The 20,203-nt window shown below is 66.1% G+C and carries 22 protein-coding genes; 20 read left to right on the top strand and 2 right to left on the bottom strand.

The features are described 5' to 3' along the window. Positions 1–197: 197 nt before the first annotated feature. Together DIC66_RS21220 and DIC66_RS21215 are read right to left on the bottom strand one after the other, a co-directional pair. Complete coding sequence (locus DIC66_RS21220) at positions 198–680, bottom strand: GreA/GreB family elongation factor (protein ID WP_117180183.1); 483 nt, start codon at positions 678–680, stop codon at positions 198–200. 164 nt (positions 681–844) lie between these two features. Next, positions 845–2,041 carry a methyl-accepting chemotaxis protein gene (locus DIC66_RS21215; protein ID WP_117180182.1) on the bottom strand — a complete coding sequence of 399 codons (1,197 nt, stop codon included), beginning with the start codon at positions 2,039–2,041 and terminating at the stop codon, positions 845–847. Between the two features lie 403 nt (positions 2,042–2,444). On the opposite strand from DIC66_RS21215, the gene DIC66_RS21210 reads away from it, so the two are divergent. From DIC66_RS21210 to DIC66_RS21115, 20 genes are all read left to right on the top strand, one after another. Then, positions 2,445–3,539 (top strand): hydrogenase small subunit, encoded by a 1,095-nt coding sequence (locus DIC66_RS21210; protein ID WP_117180181.1) that lies wholly within the window; start codon positions 2,445–2,447, stop codon positions 3,537–3,539. A 30-nt stretch (positions 3,540–3,569) separates the two neighbouring features. Beyond that, positions 3,570–5,426 carry a nickel-dependent hydrogenase large subunit gene (locus tag DIC66_RS21205; RefSeq protein ID WP_117180180.1) on the top strand — a complete coding sequence of 619 codons (1,857 nt, stop codon included), beginning with the start codon at positions 3,570–3,572 and terminating at the stop codon, positions 5,424–5,426. 34 nt (positions 5,427–5,460) lie between these two features. Then, positions 5,461–6,075: a HupE/UreJ family protein gene (locus DIC66_RS21200; RefSeq protein WP_117180179.1), complete on the top strand. Its 615-nt coding sequence runs from the start codon at positions 5,461–5,463 to the stop codon at positions 6,073–6,075. Between the two features lie 61 nt (positions 6,076–6,136). Next, positions 6,137–6,880 (top strand): Ni/Fe-hydrogenase, b-type cytochrome subunit, encoded by a 744-nt coding sequence (gene cybH / locus DIC66_RS21195; RefSeq protein ID WP_117180178.1) that lies wholly within the window; start codon positions 6,137–6,139, stop codon positions 6,878–6,880. Positions 6,881–6,885: 5 nt separating this feature from the next. Next, a complete protein-coding gene (locus DIC66_RS21190) occupies positions 6,886–7,215 on the top strand; it encodes a HigA family addiction module antitoxin (protein WP_117180177.1) in 330 nt (109 codons plus the stop codon). A 19-nt stretch (positions 7,216–7,234) separates the two neighbouring features. Further along, on the top strand, positions 7,235–7,909 hold the full coding sequence (locus tag DIC66_RS21185) for a HyaD/HybD family hydrogenase maturation endopeptidase (RefSeq protein ID WP_117180176.1): 675 nt from the start codon (positions 7,235–7,237) through the stop codon (positions 7,907–7,909). Positions 7,910–7,918: 9 nt separating this feature from the next. Then, a complete protein-coding gene (locus DIC66_RS21180) occupies positions 7,919–8,230 on the top strand; it encodes a HypC/HybG/HupF family hydrogenase formation chaperone (RefSeq protein ID WP_117180175.1) in 312 nt (103 codons plus the stop codon). 17 nt (positions 8,231–8,247) lie between these two features. Beyond that, positions 8,248–8,760 (top strand): thioredoxin domain-containing protein, encoded by a 513-nt coding sequence (locus DIC66_RS21175; RefSeq protein WP_117180174.1) that lies wholly within the window; start codon positions 8,248–8,250, stop codon positions 8,758–8,760. Between the two features lie 49 nt (positions 8,761–8,809). Continuing rightward, a complete protein-coding gene (locus tag DIC66_RS21170; RefSeq protein WP_117180173.1) occupies positions 8,810–9,676 on the top strand; it encodes a hydrogenase expression/formation protein in 867 nt (288 codons plus the stop codon). Next, positions 9,673–9,924, top strand: coding sequence for a rubredoxin (locus DIC66_RS21165; protein ID WP_117180172.1), 252 nt, complete (start codon positions 9,673–9,675; stop codon positions 9,922–9,924). The genes DIC66_RS21170 and DIC66_RS21165 overlap by 4 nt, the downstream gene beginning before the upstream one ends. A gap of 6 nt (positions 9,925–9,930) precedes the next feature. After that, positions 9,931–10,578 (top strand): [NiFe]-hydrogenase assembly chaperone HybE, encoded by a 648-nt coding sequence (gene hybE, locus DIC66_RS21160; RefSeq protein WP_117180171.1) that lies wholly within the window; start codon positions 9,931–9,933, stop codon positions 10,576–10,578. Then, complete coding sequence (locus tag DIC66_RS21155; protein ID WP_117180170.1) at positions 10,575–11,819, top strand: hydrogenase formation protein; 1,245 nt, start codon at positions 10,575–10,577, stop codon at positions 11,817–11,819. The genes hybE and DIC66_RS21155 overlap by 4 nt, the downstream gene beginning before the upstream one ends. After that, complete coding sequence (locus DIC66_RS21150; protein WP_117180169.1) at positions 11,812–12,213, top strand: hydrogenase maturation nickel metallochaperone HypA/HybF; 402 nt, start codon at positions 11,812–11,814, stop codon at positions 12,211–12,213. Before DIC66_RS21155 ends, DIC66_RS21150 begins: the two co-directional genes overlap by 8 nt. 15 nt (positions 12,214–12,228) lie before the next feature. Next, positions 12,229–13,305 carry a hydrogenase nickel incorporation protein HypB gene (hypB, locus tag DIC66_RS21145; protein WP_117180168.1) on the top strand — a complete coding sequence of 359 codons (1,077 nt, stop codon included), beginning with the start codon at positions 12,229–12,231 and terminating at the stop codon, positions 13,303–13,305. Further along, the gene (locus DIC66_RS21140; protein ID WP_117180167.1) at positions 13,305–14,480 is read left to right on the top strand and encodes a Kae1-like domain-containing protein; all 1,176 of its coding nucleotides are present in this window, start codon (positions 13,305–13,307) and stop codon (positions 14,478–14,480) included. Before hypB ends, DIC66_RS21140 begins: the two co-directional genes overlap by 1 nt. Continuing rightward, complete coding sequence (locus tag DIC66_RS21135; RefSeq protein ID WP_117180166.1) at positions 14,471–14,728, top strand: HypC/HybG/HupF family hydrogenase formation chaperone; 258 nt, start codon at positions 14,471–14,473, stop codon at positions 14,726–14,728. The genes DIC66_RS21140 and DIC66_RS21135 overlap by 10 nt, the downstream gene beginning before the upstream one ends. After that, positions 14,725–15,876 carry a hydrogenase formation protein HypD gene (hypD, locus tag DIC66_RS21130; RefSeq protein WP_117180165.1) on the top strand — a complete coding sequence of 384 codons (1,152 nt, stop codon included), beginning with the start codon at positions 14,725–14,727 and terminating at the stop codon, positions 15,874–15,876. Before DIC66_RS21135 ends, hypD begins: the two co-directional genes overlap by 4 nt. A gap of 8 nt (positions 15,877–15,884) precedes the next feature. Beyond that, positions 15,885–16,934: a hydrogenase expression/formation protein HypE gene (gene hypE / locus DIC66_RS21125; RefSeq protein ID WP_117180164.1), complete on the top strand. Its 1,050-nt coding sequence runs from the start codon at positions 15,885–15,887 to the stop codon at positions 16,932–16,934. A gap of 59 nt (positions 16,935–16,993) precedes the next feature. Then, a complete protein-coding gene (locus tag DIC66_RS21120; RefSeq protein ID WP_117180163.1) occupies positions 16,994–18,727 on the top strand; it encodes a hydrogenase maturation protein in 1,734 nt (577 codons plus the stop codon). A gap of 16 nt (positions 18,728–18,743) precedes the next feature. Beyond that, a complete protein-coding gene (locus tag DIC66_RS21115; RefSeq protein ID WP_117180162.1) occupies positions 18,744–20,201 on the top strand; it encodes a sigma-54-dependent transcriptional regulator in 1,458 nt (485 codons plus the stop codon). Positions 20,202–20,203 lie beyond the last annotated feature (2 nt).

The raw sequence follows: 20,203 nt of genomic DNA, 5'->3' as shown, positions 1-20,203 counted from the left end.
TGGCAACAAAGTGACCTGGTGCCGGTCTTGACCCTCAACGAATCTGGACATACTCAATCCTCCACAAGGCTTGCTATGTCATAGCAAATTGCGCGCCAAATTCAAGGTGTTTCCACACAGCCTCGGCCCACAGCCGAAGCCTAGCCTCCAAGCGCGACTGCTGACCTCAACCAATTTGGCATGGCCTTGCTTGCGGATTAATAAACCCGCAGCACCTCAAATTGCTGTTGGATTAGAGCGACCTGTATCCACACCTCATCACCCTCACATTTGCCAAGCACGGCCCTGCCCAAAGGGGCTTCGCTACTGATGACCTGAACGAGCTGAGCGCCGTTGACCAACTTCATGCTGCCCCCATCCGGCCCGAGAAAGACCAGTTGCTGCTTGTCGTCGGAATCGACTAGGCAGACCAGCGCGCCGAGCTGTATACCTTTGCTGGCGTCGTAGGGGCGCGGGCGGAATTGGCGCCAATTGGCCATCGCCTGGCGGATGCCTTCGGCGCGCCGAGCCTGGCCGGTGGCCAGGTAGGCGGCTTCGAGTCCCAATGTGTCGTATTTGTTTTCGGCAATGTTTTCTTCGTGAGTCGCCGTTTCATGGGCCGCACGCACTGCCTGTTCGGCTTGTAGCAGGTCTTCGGCGAGCCGCTCCAGCACCTGCTGCTGCAGCAAGAATTTATCCATGATGAAAGGTATGCATCTCGAAAAGCGGGTGGATCTTGATTATGAAGTGCATTACCAGCCTTGGACGCTTCTGTTGGCTTCAGGTTAACTTCAGCTAGGCGGCTGCGTACCCCGCGGTGCAACAAATGGGAGCGACTCACAACCCGCATGAAACCCGGTGCAACTCAATACCTGTCCCCCTCCAGCTGAAACACCGCCACCCCCTGCACCTGCGCATCGGCCTGGCTTCTGAGTCCCTGCGCCGCTGCCGATATTTCTTCCACCAGGGCCGCGTTCTGCTGTGTCGACTGGCCCAGTTGCATGACTGTCTCGCTGACGCTGGTAAGGCCTGCACTTTGCTGCTGGCTGGCGGCGCTGATGGCTTCGACGATGTGGGTGACGTGGCCGATGGCCGTGGCCACCTCCAGCATGGCATTGCCCGCGCGGTGCACCAGCGCACTGCCCTGCCCTGAGCGGGCCACGCTGGTGTTGACCAGGTTCTGGATTTGCTTGGCCGCCTGGGCGCTGCGCTGGGCCAGTACGCGCACCTCGCCGGCCACCACGGCAAAGCCGTTGCCCTGGGCACCGGCACGCGCGGCCTCCACGGCGGCGTTGAGCGCCAGGATGTTGGTCTGAAAAGCCAGGCCGTCAATGACGGCAATGATTTGCACGATGCTGCGCGCGCTCTCGTCTATGCCGCGCATGGTGTCCACCACCTGCTCCACCACCGTGGCCGCGTTGCTGGCCGCGCCCGCGGCCTTGTGCGCCAGGTCGCGTGCCTGCAGGGCGCCTTCGGCATTGCCACGCACCATGTGGTCCAGCTCGGACATGGACTGCGCGGTGCGCTCCAGGGCCAGGACCTGGTCTTCGGTGCGCAGGCTCAGGTCGCCGTTGCCGCGGGCAATCCCTGCACTGGCCATGGCCACGGCCAGCGCGCCCTGGCGCACGTCCAGCACCATGCCCATGAGCGCCTGCTGCATGCTGGCAAGTGCCTGCAGCAGGGGCTGGAATTCATCCCGACTGGCATCGGCCAAGGTGCGGGTCAGATCGCCATCACGCACTTTTTCCGCCATGTGCTGGGCCAGCGCAATGCGGCGCAACAGCAGCTGCGAGATATAGCGCGAAAAGGCCAGAAGCCCCAGAGCCACCGCCACCACCATGACGGACACACGGGTGCGCGCCTCCAGCGCGTTGCGGCTGATAGCGCCCAGCGCCTGCTGCAAGGTGGCGCCCTGTTGGGATAGCAGGGACTGGCGTGCCAGATCATCCACCGCCGTCAGGCTGACCCAGGCCGCATTGGCCACCAGCACCAGGGCAGCAATCAGCACGAACGAAAGCAGGTACAGGCGCCTGGCAATGCCGGCGCGAAAAAGAAAGGCCATGGCTTGTGTCTCCGTCTATTTTTTAGTGATGCGCCAACGCGCTGGCACTGCCCTGCGCACTATCTGTGCCAAGGCCGGCATGACGCAGCCACGGCGTGGCCTGCACCCACGCACAGCCCCGGCCTTGCCTGCAAAAAACGCAACGCCAAGGCGGCAGCGCAGTAGACACCCAGCTTGCAATCCGTATCCCCTTCTGCAAGCCCAGCTTCCACTTGCGCGCAAGACACACGGCAGCGCCACAGCAAGTGGCCCTGTGGCGCCTGAAGTTCCCCAATGAAAACAGCCACTTGGAAAGGCCCGTAGGTGCTTACCCGTAGAGCGCTGCAGGTTGGCGCGTGACTTGCGGTATGGAACAAACCTGCGCGCACGGCAGGCCCAAAAAATCAACCGGAGACATTTCCCAATGGAAACTTTTTATCAGGTCATGCGCCGCCAAGGCATCTCGCGTCGCAGCTTCATGAAGTACTGCTCGCTGACGGCCACGTCCCTGGGACTGGGCCCGGCTTTTGTGCCGCAGATTGCGCACGCCATGGAAACCAAACCGCGCACCCCGGTGCTGTGGCTGCACGGTCTGGAGTGCACCTGCTGCTCCGAGTCGTTCATCCGCTCGGCGCACCCGCTGGCCAAGGATGTGGTGCTGTCCATGATCTCGCTGGACTATGACGACACGCTGATGGCAGCTGCCGGCCACCAGGCCGAGGCCATCCTGGAGGAGATCATGACCAAGTACAAGGGCAACTACATCCTGGCCGTGGAAGGCAACCCGCCCCTGAACCAGGACGGCATGAGCTGCATCATCGGCGGCAAGCCTTTTATTGAGCAGCTCAAGCACGTGGCCAAGGACGCCAAGGCCATCATCTCCTGGGGCTCCTGCGCCTCCTGGGGTTGCGTGCAGGCGGCCAAGCCCAATCCGACGCAGGCCACACCCATCCACAAGGTGATCTTTGACAAGCCCATCATCAAGGTGCCGGGCTGCCCGCCGATTGCCGAGGTGATGACCGGCGTCATCACCTACATGCTGACCTTTGACCGCATCCCCGAGCTGGACCGCCAGGGCCGCCCCAAGATGTTTTACAGCCAGCGCATCCACGACAAGTGCTACCGCAGGCCGCACTTCGACGCCGGCCAGTTCGTCGAGAAGTTTGACGACGAGTCCGCGCGCAAGGGCTACTGCCTGTACAAGGTCGGCTGCAAGGGCCCGACCACCTACAACGCCTGCTCCACCACGCGCTGGAACGAGGGCACCAGCTTCCCCATCCAGGCCGGCCACGGCTGCATAGGCTGCTCGGAAGACGGCTTCTGGGACAAGGGCTCGTTCTATGACCGCCTGACCAACATCCACCAGTTCGGCATTGAAGCCAATGCCGACCAGATCGGTGGCACGGCCGCCGCCGTGGTCGGGGCTGCGGCCGTGGCCCACGCCGCAGTGTCGGCCATCAAGCGCGCCAACCAGAAGACCGACAGCCGGGCCAGCGAAACCGCCCCGTCTGCGCACTAAGCCACAACGCAAAAGAAAGAAGGAAACATCATGGGTGCATACGAAACGCAAGGTTTCAAGCTGGACGACACAGGCCGACGCATTGTGGTTGACCCGGTCACGCGCATCGAGGGCCATATGCGCGTCGAGGTGAATGTGGACAGCCAGAACATCATCCGCAACGCCGTCTCCACCGGCACCATGTGGCGCGGCCTGGAGGTGATTCTCAAGGGCCGCGACCCGCGCGATGCCTGGGCCTTTGTGGAACGCATCTGCGGCGTCTGCACCGGCTGCCATGCACTGGCCTCGGTGCGTGCGGTGGAAGATGCTTTAGGCATTGTGATCCCCAAGAACGCCTACCTGATCCGCGAGATCATGGCCAAGACCCTGCAGGTGCATGACCACGCGGTGCACTTCTACCACCTGCATGCGCTGGACTGGGTGGACGTGGTCTCGGCCCTCAAGGCCGACCCCAAGAAGACCTCGGAGCTGCAGCAGGCCGTCTCGCCCAGCCACCCGCTGTCTTCGCCCGGCTACTTCCGCGACATCCAGAACCGGCTGAAGAAGTTTGTGGAGAGCGGCCAGCTCGGCCCCTTCATGAATGGCTACTGGGGTTCCAAGGCCTATGTGCTGCCGGCCGAAGCCAACCTGATGGCCGTGACCCACTACCTCGAAGCGCTGGACCTGCAGAAGGAATGGGTCAAGGTGCACACGATTTTTGGTGGCAAAAACCCGCACCCCAACTACCTGGTGGGCGGCATGCCCTGCGCCATCAACCTGGACAAGGAGGGTGCGGCCGGCGCGCCGGTGAACATGGAGCGCCTGAACTTTGTCGAAGCCCGCATCAAGGAAATGATCGAGTTCAACAACAACGTCTACATCCCCGATGTGCTGGCCATTGGCACCATCTACAAGAACGCCGGCTGGCTCTACGGCGGCGGCCTCTCGGCCACCAATGTGATGGACTACGGCACCTATGAAAAAGTCATGGGCGACCACAGCACGCAAAAGCTGCCCGGCGGCGCCATCCTGGACGGCAACTGGGACAAGATCTATCCGGTGGACCCGCGCGACCCCGAGCAGGTGCAGGAATTCGTCACCCACAGCTGGTACAAGTACGGCGACGAAACCAAAGGCCTGCACGGCTGGGACGGTGTGACCGAACCCAACTACGAACTCGGCGCCAAGTCCAAGGGCACCCGTACCAACATCGAGCAGATTGACGAAAGCGCCAAGTACTCCTGGGTCAAGTCGCCCCGCTGGCGCGGCCACGCCATGGAGGTGGGGCCCCTGTCGCGCTACATCCTGGGCTACGCGCATGCACAGCAGGGCAACACCCACTGCACGCGGGTCAAGGAACAGGTGGACTACTCGGCCTCCATCATCAACAGCGTCTTCCCCAAGGCGCTGGGCATGGCCGAGACCCACTACAGCGTCAAGCAGCTGATGCCCACCACCATTGGCCGCACCCTGGCGCGCGCGCTGGAGTCGCAGTACTGCGCCGAGATGATGTACGACGATTTCAAGGAAATGGTGGCCAACATCAAGGCCGGCGACACCGCCACCGCCAACGTCGAGAAGTGGGACCCCGCCACCTGGCCCAAGGAAGCCAAGGGTGTGGGTACCGTGGCCGCACCGCGCGGTGCCCTGGGCCACTGGATCAAGATCAAGGACGGACGCATCGAGAACTACCAGTGCGTGGTGCCCAGCACCTGGAACGCCAGCCCGCGTGACCACAAGGGCCAGATCGGCGCGTTCGAGGCCAGCCTGATGAACACGCCCATGGCCAACCCGGAGCAGCCGGTGGAGATTCTGCGCACCCTGCACTCCTTCGATCCCTGCATGGCCTGCTCCACCCACGTGATGAGCCCCGAGGGGCAAGAGATGGCCACGGTCACCGTGCGCTAAAGCCCTGCCCCCCTACACACCTATTGGAGACTGCATGACGTATCTGTTCAACACCTCTTGGGCCAAGCGCAGCGCGCTGGCCTGTCTCGCCCTCACCTGCGGCATGGCCCAGGCACACACCGGTCACGGTGTCCACACCGTGATGGAAGGCCTGTCCCACCCGCTGGGTCTGGACCACCTGCTGGCCATGGTGGCCGTGGGCGTCTGGTCGGTGCGCGCACTGCCGGCCGGCAAAACCTGGCAAGGGCCGGCCACCTTCCTGCTGGCCCTGCTGCTCAGTGCGGTGCTGGGTGCCAGCGGCGTGAGCCTGCCGTATCTGGAGCACGCCATTGCCTTGAGCGTGGTGCTGTTTGGCGCGATGCTGGTGGCTGCCAACAGCCGCCTGCCGGCAGGTGCTGGCCTGGGTCTGGTGGCGCTGGCCGCCTCGCTGCACGGCCTGGCACACGGCGCGGAACTGCCGGCCTCTGGCTTGGCAGGCTTTGGTGCTTATGCAGCAGGCTTTGTGCTGACCACCACGCTGTTGCACGGCGGCGGTGTGCTCTTCGGTCTGTCCATGCAACGCTTCATGGCCCAGCGCGCCAAGGTGGCGACTGCGGCCACCGGCCTGGTGCTGGGCGGTGCAGGGCTGTACCTGCTGCAGCAACTCTGAGCCAGCGCTGTCACAAGAAAGCACAGGCCCCTGGCGGGCCTGATAAAAACAGGAGACCGACATGAACAAGACACTGGTGCAGCCGCCCCAACCAGGGCTCAGCTCTTTTGAGAAAACCGAGGCCGAGGACGTGGCACATGCCGCGTCTGTCAAATCGGTCTATGTCTACGAGGCGCCGGTACGGGCCTGGCACTGGATCAATGCCCTGGCCATCACCGTGCTGGCCATCAGCGGCTACTTCATTGGCTCGCCCCTGCCCACGGTAGCCGGCGAGGCCAGTGACCACTACGTGATGGGCTACATCCGCTTCGCGCACTTCACGGCCGGCTATGTGCTGGCGGTGGGACTGCTGGGCCGCATCTACTGGGCCATCGTGGGCAACCACCATGCGCGCGAACTGTTTTGGGTGCCGATCTTCCAGCGCGTCTACTGGGTGGAGCTGCTGGGCATGCTGAAGTGGTACGCCTTCCTGACGCCGCAACCCGGGCGCTTTGTCGGCCACAACCCGCTGGCGCGTTTTGCCATGGTGTTCGGCTTTCTGTCCATGGCGGTCTTCATGACCTTCACCGGCTTTGCCCTGTACGGTGAGGGCTCGCAAATGGGCTCCTGGCAGGAGCGTCTGTTTGGCTGGGTCATACCGCTCATGGGCCAGTCGCAGGACGTGCACACCTGGCACCACCTGGGCCTGTGGGGCATGCTGATCTTTGTGATCCTGCACGTGTATGCCGCCATCCGCGAAGACATCATGGGCCGCTCCAGCGTGATCAGCACCATGGTCTCCGGCCACCGCACCTTCAAGGAGTAGGGGCCATGCAAGCCGCGCGGCATCCTCTCCCACGCGCACCGGGCCTGCCCCCGGGTGTGTCGCCGCGCGCGCCCTGGCACCCGGGGCGCTTCCTGCGCCACAACTACCTGGCACCGCTGGGCCTGTCGCAGTCGGAAGCGGCACGGCGCCTGGGCGTGTCACGCCGGCGTCTGCATGAGCTGGTGCAGGGCCAGCGCGACATGACACCCGACACCGCCATCCGCTGCGCCCTGGTGTTCCACAGCGACGCCAACTTCTGGCTGGCCTTGCAGGCCGCCTGGGACAGCTTTTACGCCTGGAAGCAGCTGCGCGCGCAGCTGGCCGGCTCCCACTAAACCCTCTGGACCGATTGTTATGAACCAACGCACTTCTGCGCCCGATACCACCTGTCACCAGGGTGGTGACAGCGCCACTCCAGAAACCATTTGCGTGCTGGGCATAGGCAATGTGCTCTGGGCCGATGAAGGCTTTGGCGTGCGCTGCATCCAGGCCCTGCAGGCGCGCTACGAATTTGCCGATCACGTGCAGCTCATCGATGGCGGCACCCAGGGCCTCTACCTGATCCAGCATGTGCAGGCCGCCACCCGCCTCCTGATCTTTGATGCGGTGGACTACGGCCTGCAGCCGGGCGAGCTCAAAACCGTGGCCAACGACGCCGTTCCGCGCTTCATGGGCGCCAAGAAAATGAGCCTGCACCAGACCGGTTTCCAGGAGGTGCTGATGCTGGCCCTGCTGACCGAGAAGTACCCACAGGAGGTGCTGCTGATCGGCTGCCAGCCCGAAGAAATTGACGACTACGGCGGCAGCCTGCGCCCCCGCGTCAAGCTGGCCCTGGAAGACGCCCTGGCGCTGGGCCTGGCCACGCTGCGCGAATGGGGCGCGCAACCGGTGCCGCGCACCAGCCCCTTGACCGAGCGCGAGGTGGTCACGTTTTCGCAACTGGATTTGCAGGTCTATGAAGGCCAGCGGCCCGATGAAACCCTGGCCTGCCGCACCGGCGACGAACGCTTTTTTCCCGCCACCGCCTGAAGGCCCGCCATGTGTATCGGCATCCCCATGCAAATCAGCCGCATAGAACCCGGCCACGCCCAGTGCTTGGGCCGTGGCCAGACGCGCCGCATCAACACCGCGCTGGTGGGCAGGCTGCAGCCGGGCGACTGGGTGCTGGTCTTCATTGACAGCGCGCAGGAACTGCTCAGCCCCGAGCGTGCCCAGGAAATCAACGCCACGCTGGACCTGATGGAGGCCGCATTGCAGGGCGAAGCGCACGACCTGTCCGTGGGCTTTGCACTGCCCTCGGCCATGAGCCAGGCCGATATGGCCGCCCTGTGCGGCGCACCCCACCCTTGAACAAACCGGAGACACCCATGACACAAGCCACTCTGAGCCCCCTCGACACCACCGGCAGCGAGACCCTGGTGAAGCTGCCCGTACAGGCCCCCAAAGCCGATATCGGCACCTCCCCCCTGATTGCGCGCCTGGTGAACGCATTCCATGCCACCTGGGTCGACGAGAGCAACATCGCCGCCTGGTCTGCCGAGGGCGGCGACCGCGTGGTGCTGTTTGCCGGCGACCCGGTGCAGTTCCCCCAGGGCATGGACGTGGCGGTGGTGCTGCCCGAGCTGCAACGCGCGTTAAACAACTGCTTCCAGATCGGCGTGGTGGAGCGTGACAAAGAGGCGGCACTGGCCCGGCGCTACGGCTCGCAGCGCTGGCCCACGCTGCTGTTTCTGCGCGACGGCAAATACGTCACCACGCTCAGCGGCATGCACGACTGGGAAGACTTTCTGCGCGAGATGCAGCAGGCCCTGGCCATGCCCACCTCGCGCGCACCGATTGCGGTGATGGGCCCGGCCGCCTCGGATTCAGCCTGCCACTAAAGCCCCTTTTTACCGACCGCCCCACACACCCCGACAAGGACACAGCGCAATGAAAGACTTTCCCATTCCCGTGGTCAGCATAGGCCCCGGCAGTCAAATTGAAGACGATGTGCTGGACTACATGGCCATGCCCCAGGGCATGGAGACCTACCGCGCACCGGTGCTGCCCGAGCCCGAAGAAATAGCAGCCCGCGTGGGCGCCCACCAGGCCCTGCGCGCAGCGCTGGTGGAGTTGGAGGCCGTCTGCCAGGGCAGCGCCAACCGCAGCGTGGACCTGAACCACCTGAGCGCACCCGACCGCACCCTGATCAACCAGGTGCTGGGCGAGGGCGAGGTCAGCGCCATCGTCAAGGCCGCCGCCGACGGCCAGGTGGAACTGGTGGTGCAGGAGTCGGTGTTTGCCGGCGTCTGGCGCGTGATCCAGTCGGTGGGCGGTGTGGTGGTGTCGGACTTTCTGGAGCTGGGCGCCGTGCCCGAAATCCTGACCAACACGGCGCAGTCCGATGTCTGGGACAGCGTGCCGCGCTGGAGCGGCGCGCTGCCGCCCAATGTGCAAAACGCCCCGTCCCTGCTGGAAGAAATTGAAGACCAGTGGCGCACGTGGACCGTTGGCCAGCCACCGCATGTGGTGAACCTCACGCTCTTGCCCATGTCCGATGAAGACATCGGCTTTCTGGACCACCACCTGGGCACCGGGCGCGTGCTGATTCTCTCGCGCGGCTACGGCAACTGCCGCATCACCAACACCTGCACGCCGCACTGCTGGCGCGTGGTCTATTACAACTCGCAGGACCTGGTGATTCTGAACACCGTGGAAGTGACCGGGATTCCCGAAGTGGCCCTGGCCGCACCGGAAGACCTGGACGACTCGTATGCGCGCCTGAAGGAAGTGCTGGAGTGGGTGGAGCACGCATGATCTCCAGCAGCCCGCCCCGCTTTGAAGGCAGCTTCCTGGGCAACGGTGCCCAGCTGCCGGCCTCCACGCGCCTGGAGTGCAAGATCTGCTGGTGGGTCTACGACCCGCAGCTGGGCGACCCGGTGTGGCAGATAGAACCCGGCACCGCCTTCAACGACCTGCCAGCCCACTGGCGCTGCCCCGAGTGCGATGGCGATGCCGAGCAGTTCATGGTGCTGGTGGACGGCCCTGCAACAGATACGCCTTAAGTCGCCATGGACCACGCATCTCCCGCCTCTTCTGCCCTGCGTGCCTTGCAGCAGCGCACTGCGGCGCTGCGCGCCCTGTTTGACGAGGTGTGCGTGGTGCGCATGCACGGCGTGCCGATTCTGAATCCGGCGCTGCGGGTGGCCACGGTGGGCTTTGAGGTGATGGGCTTGCCTGCCACAGACACCGCCACCGACGCGCCCGACGCGCCACTCAGCGCGGTGGGCATTCTCATCACACCCTGGTTCATGAACCTGGTGTGCTTCCGCCTGGCGCGCCAGGACCAGCCCGCGCTGGTGGGCAGCAGCAGCGCCCATGCCGTGGGCAGCCAGCGCTTTGATTTCATTGCCGCGCACGAAGAGCGCTTTGGCAACTACGCCGCCTGCTCGCTGTTTTCGCCCATGTTTGAGTTCAAGAACCAGGCCACCGCGGTGGCCACGGCCGAGGCGGTGCTGGCCGAGCTGCGCAAGCCACCTGAGCTGGCGTCGGCCAATGCTTCTGTGCCTGTGCCTGTGCCTGTGCCCGGGCAAGCTGCGCCCGCGCGCCCGGCCGCGCCGCAGGCCGCAGCGCCTGCTGCACCCGGCCTCTCCAGCATGCCCGGCCGTCGCGGCTTTCTGTTGGGCCGCCGCAGCGCCACCCCCGGAGCCACACCATGAGCCCGAGCGACGCGCTGGCCGGCAAGCTGCGCCTCTCACCCGGCCAGGCCCGGCCGCACAACCTGCACAGCAGCCGGCGCGACTGGGCCGCAGCGATGACCCGTGGCATGGCCGCCGATGGACTGGCCGCGCGCCTGGCCAGCATCTTCAGCCTGTGCGGTGAATCACACCGGCTGTGCGCGCAGATGGCGGTGGCTGCCGCACGTGGCACGGTACGCGGCGACACGGCCCAGGCCGCGCTCACGCTGCAACGCGAAACCCTGCAGGAACATGTGCGACGCATCACCCTGGACTGGCCGGGCCAGCTGCTGACCCACGCAGATGCAGAGGAAGAGGAAGAGGCAGAGGCCGATGCGCAGGCGCTGAGCCAGCAGGCGCTCGTCCTTTTGCAACAATGCCCGCTGTTTGGCCTGCGCGGCGTGGCCGCCGGTGCCCCGGCTGTCAAAGCCGCGTCCACATCACCACCGCAAGCGGCTGCGTCCACCGCGCTGTCCGATCTACCCTTGCTGCAAGACTGGCTCCACACCCAGCTGCTGGGCATGGACGCCGCCACCTGGCTGGCACGCTGGGAGCAGGATCCCGCCAGCTGGCTGCGCCACTGGAGCGCCAGCAAGCCCTTGTGCGTGGCGCAGATGCTGCAGCGTGCGCGCCCCCTGCTGGACCAGGCTGGCCCCCAGTCGCCCCTGCTGCGCGTGCACAGCAGCGACACCAGCCTGCTGATGCTGGCCGATGACCTGCAGCGCGACCCCGGCTTCACACGCCGCCCGCTGTGGCGTGGCCGCTGTGCCGAGACCGGCAGCTGGACCCGGCTGAGCCAGTCGCAGCCCGAGCGCCTGAACACCGCCTGGCTGCGCCTGGGTGCACGCCTGGCCGAATTGGTTCGCCTGGCCTTGCCCGATGCACCGCGGCGCTGCGGCGCGCACTGGCTGGCCATGGGCAGCCTGCCCACGGCGCCGCGCAGTGGCCTGGCCTGGATTGAAATGGCGCGCGGCCTGCTGATTCACCAGGTGCAGCTGGATGCCAGCGGCAGCAGCGTGCTGTCCTGCCAGGTGCTCGCACCCACCGAATGGAATTTCCATCCGCAGGGCGCAGTGGCCGAGGCCCTGGAGAGCATGCCTGCCCATGCCGGCAACGCGGTGATACGCGCCATCGATGGACTGCTCAGCGCGTACGATCCCTGCGTGCAACACGAATTGAACACCACCGCCAGCCCCACAGCCCGGGAGAGCGCCCATGCATGAAGCCAGTCTGGCCGGCGGCATTCTGCAGGTGGTCGAAGACACGGCCCGCCGCGAAGGCTTTGCGCGCGTCACCGTGTTGCGCCTGGAGGCCGGGCAGCTGGCCGGCGTGGAAGCCCGGGCCCTGCGCTTTGCACTCGAAGCCCTGGCGCCTGGCACCTGCCTGGCCGGTGCGCGCGTGGAGATCGACGAGCCCGCAGGCCAGGCCTGGTGCATGGCCTGTTCGACCAGCGTGGCACTGCTGCGGCGCGGCGACGCCTGCCCCCAGTGCGGCGGATACCAGCTGCAGCCCACCGGCGGCACCGAGCTGCGCATTGTGGACATGCTGGTGGAAGACGACCCGGCACCTGCCCCCGAAGCTGCCCACGCACTCGCCAACCCCTTCATCACAGAATAAACAGGAGACACCACCATGTGTGTAGTTTGCGGATGCGCAGAAACCGGCGCCACAACGGCCCATGACCACAGCCATGACCACGATCACGATCACGATCACGGTCATGCCCATGCACAGCAACATACGGCGGCCACAGTCACACCGGACGCCAAGGGCGATCTGCACTTCGGTGCCGGTGCCGCCAGGGTCTCGGTGCCGGGCATGAGCCAGGCGCGGGCCATCAAGCTGGAGACCGACATCCTGGGCGAGAACAACCGCATCGCCCGCCACAACCGCCAGCACTTTGAGGGCCATGGCGTGACCGCCCTGAACCTGGTGTCCAGCCCCGGCTCGGGCAAGACCACCCTGTTGTGCGCCACCATCGAGGCTCTCAAAGCGCGCCAGCCCGACCTGCAGGTGGCCGTGATCGAGGGCGACCAGCAAACCAGCTTCGATGCCGACCGCATACGCGCCACCGGCGCGCCGGCCGTGCAGATCAACACCGGCAAGGGCTGCCACTTGGACGCACCCATGGTGGCCCAGGCCTTTGCCCAGCTGCATGCACATGCACACGCACAGCCCGATGCCGCGGCACATGGCCACGCGCACAGCCACACGCACGGCCATACCCACGGCGACACGCCCAGCCTGCTGTTCATTGAAAACGTGGGCAACCTGGTCTGCCCCGCCGTGTGGGACCTGGGCGAGGCGGCCAAGGTGGCGATTCTTTCGGTCACCGAGGGTGAAGACAAGCCGCTCAAATACCCGGACATGTTTGCCGCCTCCACCCTGATGGTGCTCAACAAGATGGACCTGCTGGCCCATGTGCGCTTTGACGTAGAGCGCTGCATCGCCTTGGCGCGCCGGGTCAATCCGGCGATCCAGGTGATACAGCTCTCGGCCACCACGGGCGAAGGCATGGACCTCTGGCTGGATTGGCTGGCAGCAGCCATGGCGACCAAGCCCACGCAACAGGCGCTACAGACACAGCTCCAGGAGGCGGCCGTGCTGCAGCAGCGTGTGGCCGAGCTGGAGGCGGAAGTGGCCCGCTTGCGCGCGCAGCCTGAGGCCAATCCGGCGCGCAACGTGTTTGCCCATCTGCACAACGCCTGATGTCCGCTCCCCTGCCTTCGGTCCTGGCCTGCGGCGCGTGGCTGAAAAATGCCGCCTGCCTGCTGGAACCCCAAGCCCTGCACTGGTCGGCCCTGCATGGCGACCTGAGCGACCCCGAAGCCTGCCGCGCGCTGGACGCATCGGCCCGCGCGCTGCTGCAGACTGCACAGACGCCGGTGGCTGCGATTGCGCACGACCTGCATCCCGACTTCTATAGCACCCAGCTGGCGCAGACCCTGGCCGAGGAATACGGCATTGCGGCGATTGGCGTGCAGCACCACCACGCCCACATCGCGGCCATCATGGCCGAGCATGGCGTGCAGGAGGCTGTGGTGGGCCTGGCGCTGGACGGCGTGGGCCTGGGCAGCGACGGCCTGGCCTGGGGCGGCGAGCTGCTCTGGGTCAGCCCCTACGGCTGGGAGCGCCTGGGCCATCTGCACAACCTGGCCCTGCCCGGTGGTGACGTGGCCGCGCGCGAACCCTGGCGCATGGCGGCCTCTGCCCTGCACGCACTGGGTCGCGGTGCCGAGATCGCACCGCGCTTCAGCGCGGACGTGGGCAGCTTTACCGCCCGCACGGTGCAGCAGATACTGGAGCGCCAATTCAACTGCCCCTTGAGCAGCAGCACCGGCCGCTGGTTTGACGCCGCTGCCGCCAGCCTGGGGCTCAGTCTGCGCCAAAGCCACGAGGCAGAAGCCGCCATGGCCCTGGAAGCCATGGCCAGTGAATGGCAAGCGCACACCCCAGCGGCTACCCAGCAAACCGGCGCGCCAGAGTCCCTGCATGGCCTGCACATCAAGGCCTTGGACGAACTGGACCTGCGGCCCCTGCTGGCCCGCCTGCTCGACACCCCGGCCAGTGACGCCCCCGCTGCCGCCCTGTGGTTCCACCAGTCCCTGGCCGATGCCCTGGTCGACTGGGCAGCCCTGGCAGCGCAGCAAAAAAAGGTGGAGACCGTCTGCCTGGGTGGCGGCTGCTTTGCCAACCAGTTGCTCAGCGCGCGCGTCTGCAGTGGCTTGCGTGCACGGGGCTTGCGCGTGCTGCAGGCCCACACACATTCCTGCGGCGACGCCGGTCTGGCCCTGGGCCAGGCCTGGGTTGCGGCACATCAGCTCTCCCAACCAAGCCCGCACCCACGCGCGCACCCCCTCCACGAAAGCCCTCTATGTGTTTAGCCATTCCTGCCCGCGTGGTGGAGCTCCTGCCCCATGACCAGGCCATCGTCGACCTGGGCGGCATCCGCAAAACCATTTCCATCGCCCTGGTCAGCGGCGTGGCCGTGGCCGACTACGTGATTGTTCATGTGGGCCATGCCATAGGCCGCATAGACCCCGAAGAGGCCGAGCGCACGCTGGCCCTGTTTGGCGAGATGGCGGCCCTGGGCGCAGAAGACGCTGCAAAACACGACAAGGTGACGGCATGAAATACATAGACGAATTCCGCGACGGCCAGCTGGCCCGCAAGATTGCCGAGCGCATTGCCGCCGAGGTACAGCCCGCGCGCAACTACAGCTTCATGGAATTTTGCGGCGGCCACACGCACGCCATCTCTCGCTACGGCATTGCCGAGCTGCTGCCTGCCAATGTGCGCATGGTGCATGGCCCGGGCTGCCCGGTGTGCGTGCTGCCCATTGGCCGCATTGACCTGGCCATCATGCTGGCGCTGGAACGCGATGTGATCGTCTGCACCTATGGCGACACCATGCGCGTGCCGGCTTCCAACGGCCTCTCGCTGATCAAGGCCAAGGCGCGCGGTGGCGATATCCGCATGGTCTATTCGGCCGCCGACGCGCTCACCATTGCGCGCCAGAACCCGGAGCGCCAGGTGGTGTTTTTTGCCATCGGCTTCGAGACCACCACACCGCCCACCGCGCTGGTGATTCGCGATGCCCAACGCGAGGCGCTGGAAAATTTCAGCGTGCTGTGCTGCCATGTGCTGACCCCCTCGGCCATCACCCACATTCTGGAATCGCCCGAGGTGCGCCAGTTCGGCACCGTGCCCATTGACGGCTTCATTGGCCCGGCGCATGTGAGCATCGTCATCGGATCTGCCCCGTATGAACACTTTGCCGATGAGTACCGCAAGCCGGTGGTGATTGCCGGCTTCGAGCCGCTGGACGTGGTGCAGGCCGTGCTGATGCTGGTGCGCCAGGTCAACGAGGGCCGCTTCGAGGTGGAGAACGAATTCACCCGCGCCGTCACGCGCGAAGGCAACCAGAACGCGCAGTCTCTGGTGAGTCAGGTGTTCGAGCTGCGCACCAGCTTTGAGTGGCGCGGCCTGGGCGAGGTGCCCTACAGCGCGCTCAAGATCCGCCCGGCCTTTGCAGCCTTTGATGCCGAGCGGCGCTTTGCCCTGACCTATGAACCGGTGGCCGACAACAAGGCCTGCGAGTGCGGCGCGATTTTGCGTGGCGTCAAAAAACCCACGGACTGCAAGATCTTCGGCACCGTCTGCACCCCGGAAAACCCGGTGGGCTCCTGCATGGTGTCCAGCGAAGGGGCCTGCGCGGCGCACTATTCGTATGGACGCTTCCGTGACATTGCCATCGTGGCTGAAACCGCTGCCGCCTGACTGAATCCATGAGCAAGAAAAACTACATCCGTCCGCTGGACATCAAACACGGCCGCATCGACATGGGCCATGGTGCCGGTGGCCGCTCGGCCGCGCAGCTCACCGAAGAGTTGTTTCTGGCCGCCTTTGACAACCCCTTTTTGCGCCAGGGCGATGACGGCGCCAGCTTCCCCATTCCCGTGGGGGCGCGCATGGTCATGGCCACCGACGGCCATGTGGTCTCACCGCTGTTTTTTCCGGGCGGCGATGTGGGCGCCTTGAGCGTGCACGGCACCGTCAACGACGTAGCCATGCTGGGCGCCACACCCCTGTACCTGTCGGCCAGCTTCATTCTGGAAGAGGGCTTTGCCCTGTCGGAGCTCAAGCGCATTGTGGACAGCATGGCTGCTGCCGCGCGCGAGGCCGGCGTGCCCATCATCACCGGTGACACCAAGGTGGTGGAGCGCGGCAAGGGCGACGGCGTCTTCATCAGCACCACCGGCGTGGGCGTGGTGGCCGAGGGCGTGCACATCTCCGGGCGCAATGCGCGCGCGGGCGATGTGCTGCTGCTCTCCGGCACCATTGGCGACCACGGCGTGGCCGTGATGTCCAAGCGCGCATCGCTGGAGTTTGAGACGACGATGGAGTCCGACACCGCCGCCCTGCACACCCTGGTGGCGGCCATGCTGGCAGCAGCACCGGGCGGCGTGCGCGTGCTGCGTGACCCCACGCGCGGCGGCCTGGCCACCACGCTGAACGAAATCGCCGGGCAGTCCGGCGTGGGCATGGTGCTGGAAGAAGCCGCCATTCCCGTCGCACCGCAAGTGGAAGCGGCCTGCGAACTGCTGGGGCTGGACCCGCTGTACGTGGCCAACGAGGGCAAGCTGGTGGCCATCTGTTCCCCCGAATCGGCCGCCGCGGTATTGGCCGCCATGCAGGCGCATCCCCTGGGCGCACAGGCGGTGCAGATTGGCGTGGTGACCGAGGACGCGCACCACTTCGTGCAGATGAACACCAGCTTTGGCGGGCGGCGCGTGGTGGACTGGCTCAGTGGTGAGCAGCTGCCGCGTATTTGCTAAGCCTGCAGCCGATGCCACCCTGCTGACGCTGTTTACGCTGCCCTGCCTTCCCAATCCCTATGCGCATTCTTCTGCTGTGCCACAGCTTCAACAGTCTCTCGCAGCGCCTGTACGCCGAGCTGCAGGCGCGCGGCCACACGCTGTCGGTGGAGCTGGACATTGCCGACTCGGTGACCGAGGAAGCCTGCGCCCTGTTCCAGCCGGATCTGCTGCTTGCGCCGTTTTTGAAACGCCGCATTCCGGAGTCGATCTGGCGCACGGTGCTGTGCCTGGTGGTGCACCCCGGCCCGCCCGGTGACCAGGGGCCTGCGGCCCTGGACTGGGCGGTGCTGGAACAGCAGCCGCAATGGGGCGTGACAGTCTTGCAGGCCAACGGCGACTTTGACGCCGGCCCGGTCTGGGCCCATGCCGGCTTTGCCCTGCGGGCTTGCAGCAAGGGCAGCCTGTACCGCGCAGAGGTGACGCGCGCGGCGGTGGCGGCGGTGCTGCAGGCGGTGGCGCTGGTGGAAGCACAGGCGGGATCCGTAGCACCGCCTGCTTCTGCTTCTGTGCAAACCCATTGGCGCCCCGCCATGCCGCAAGCCACGCGCCGCATCGACTGGCAGCAGGACAGCACCGCACACATCCTGGCGCGCATACGCAGCGCCGACGGCCAACCCGGCGTGCAGGACAACCTGTTCGGCCACAGCTGCCATGTCTTTGACGCCCACCCGGCCAGCGGCTCGGCGCTGCAGGCGCTGGCCACCATTGCCCCCGGCGCCATCGTCGCCCAACGCGACGGCGCGCTCCTGCGCCGCACCGTGGACGGTGGCATCTGGATGGGCCAGGTGCGCCTGGCCCGCGCCTGTGGCACGGATGCCCCCTTCAAGCTGCCCGCCACCCTGGCCTTTGCCGAAGAGGCCGCACACCTGCCCGTGTGGGACTTGCCGCTGGAGCGCGAGGGTGATGAATGGGCCGAGCTGCGTTACTGGGAGCGCGAGGACAGTGGCACACGCATCGGTGTTCTCTCCTTCGACTTCTACAACGGCGCCATGTCCACGGCGCAATGCCAGCGCCTGCTGGAGGCACTGCAACACCTCAAGACCCGCCCCACCCGCGTGCTGCTGCTGTTGGGTGGCCAGGACTTCTTCAGCAACGGCATCCACCTCAATTGCATCGAAGCCGCAGCGCACCAGGTGGGCAGCAGCGCGGCCGACGCCTCGTGGGAAAACATCAACGCCATGAACGATGTGGCGCGCGCCCTCATCGAAGACACCACGCGCCTGACTGTGGCCGTGCTGCGTGGCAATGCCGGCGCCGGTGGCGTGTTTCTGGCCCTGGCCGCCGATGAGGTCTGGGCCGCACCGGGCACGGTGCTCAACCCGCATTACCGCAACATGGGTAATCTGTATGGCTCGGAATACTGGACCTACTTGCTGCCGCGCCGCCTGGGTCTGGAGGCCGCGCAGGCGCTGATGCGCCAGCGTCTGCCCTTGCTGGCCCAGGACGCGCAGCGCAGGGGCCTGATAGACCATTGCCTGAACACCCCTGCGGACCTGGAAACCGAGGTAATTCCCCGTGCGCTGGCCCTGGCGAGCGCCTACAATTTCCAGCACCGGCTGCAGCAAAAGCAGCAGGTCCGCGCCACCGATGAAGCCACCCGCCCCCTGGCGGACTACCGAAAAGAAGAGTTGAACCGCATGCACCGCAATTTTTACGGATTCGACCCCAGCTACCATGTGGCGCGCTACCACTTTGTGCACAAGCTGCCGCACGCCTGGACGCCGCGCCACCTGGCCGCCCACAGGCCATGAAGCCGCACAAGCGCACATGAACCTGCCCGACAACCTGCCCAGCGTGCTGGTGGTGGACGACGAGGTCCGCTCCCAGGAGGCCATGCGCCGCACCCTGGACGAAGACTTCATGGTGTTCACCGCCAGCGACGCCGACGCCGCACGGCTCTGCATGGAGCGCAACCCCATCAGCGTGATCCTGTGCGACCAGCGCATGCCGGGCCTCACCGGCGTGCTGTTCCTCAAAGAGGTGCGCGAGCGCTGGCCGGACACGGTGCGCATCGTCATCTCCGGCTACACCGATTCGGAAGACATCATTGCCGGCATCAACGAGGCCGGCATTTACCAGTACATCCTCAAGCCCTGGGTGCCCGACCACCTGCTGGCCACGGTGCGCAATGCGGTGGAGGCACAAAACCTGCAGCGCGACACGAACCGCCTGCACCTGGAGCTGCGCACCAGCACCCCGGTGCTGCGCCAGCGCACGCAGGCCAAGCTCTCCAAGGCGCGCAGCGTGTTTGATTTCGACCGCATCGAGCGCGCGCCCGGCAGCCCGCTGGACGCCGTCTGCGAAGTCGCCATGCGCGTGGCCCGCTACGACCTGAGCGTGCTGGTGCTGGGCGAGTCCGGCACCGGCAAGGAGCTGCTGGCCCGCGCCGTGCATTACGCCAGCCCGCGCGCGGCCGGTGCCTTTGTGGTGGAGAACTGCGCGGCCATGCCGGACACGCTGTTGGAGTCCGAACTGTTTGGCCACAAGCGCGGCGCCTTCACCGGCGCCTATGAGGACCACCCGGGCCTGTTCCAGCGCGCCCACGGCGGCACGGTGTTTCTGGACGAGATTGGCGAGACCTCGCCGGCCTTTCAGGTGCGCCTCTTGCGCGTACTGCAGGAAGGCGAGGTGCGCCCGGTGGGTGCGGCCCACCCGGTGCCGGTGGACGTGCGTGTGGTGGCCGCCACCCACCGCGACCTGGAGCAGCGTGTGCGCGAGGGCCTGTTCCGCGAAGACCTGTACTACCGCATTGCCGGCATCACCATCACCGTGCCACCGCTGCGCGAGCGCGCCGGTGACATCGCCCCGATTGCCCGGCGCCTGGTGCGCGAAGTGGGCGCCGAGCTGGGCCGCCCCGATGCCAGCTTGAGCGACGAGGCCCTGGCCTGCCTGATGGGCTACCCCTGGCCCGGCAACATCCGCGAGCTGCGCAACGAGATTGCGCGCGCCATCGCCATCAGCGACAGCGACGCCATTGCCGCCCAGTCGCTGTCCTCCCGCGTGCTGCACGGCCAGGCCGGTCTGGCCAGCGCCGCAGCCAGCACCCATGGCAGCGCCCTGCCCCGCACCGGCACCCTGAGCGAACGGCTGGACGCGATCGAAGCCATGGTGCTGCGCGAAACCCTGCTGCGCCACCGCTGGAACAAAACCCGCTCCGCCACCGAGCTGGGCCTCTCGCGTGTGGGCCTGCGCGGCAAGATGGCCCGCTTCGGGTTGGAGGGTTGACC

The organism is Rhodoferax lacus, assembly GCF_003415675.1.
Lineage (GTDB): Bacteria > Pseudomonadota > Gammaproteobacteria > Burkholderiales > Burkholderiaceae_C > Allorhodoferax > Allorhodoferax lacus.
Note: the sequence above shows the minus strand (reverse complement) of the source record. Positions and strands in the feature narration are given on the sequence as shown.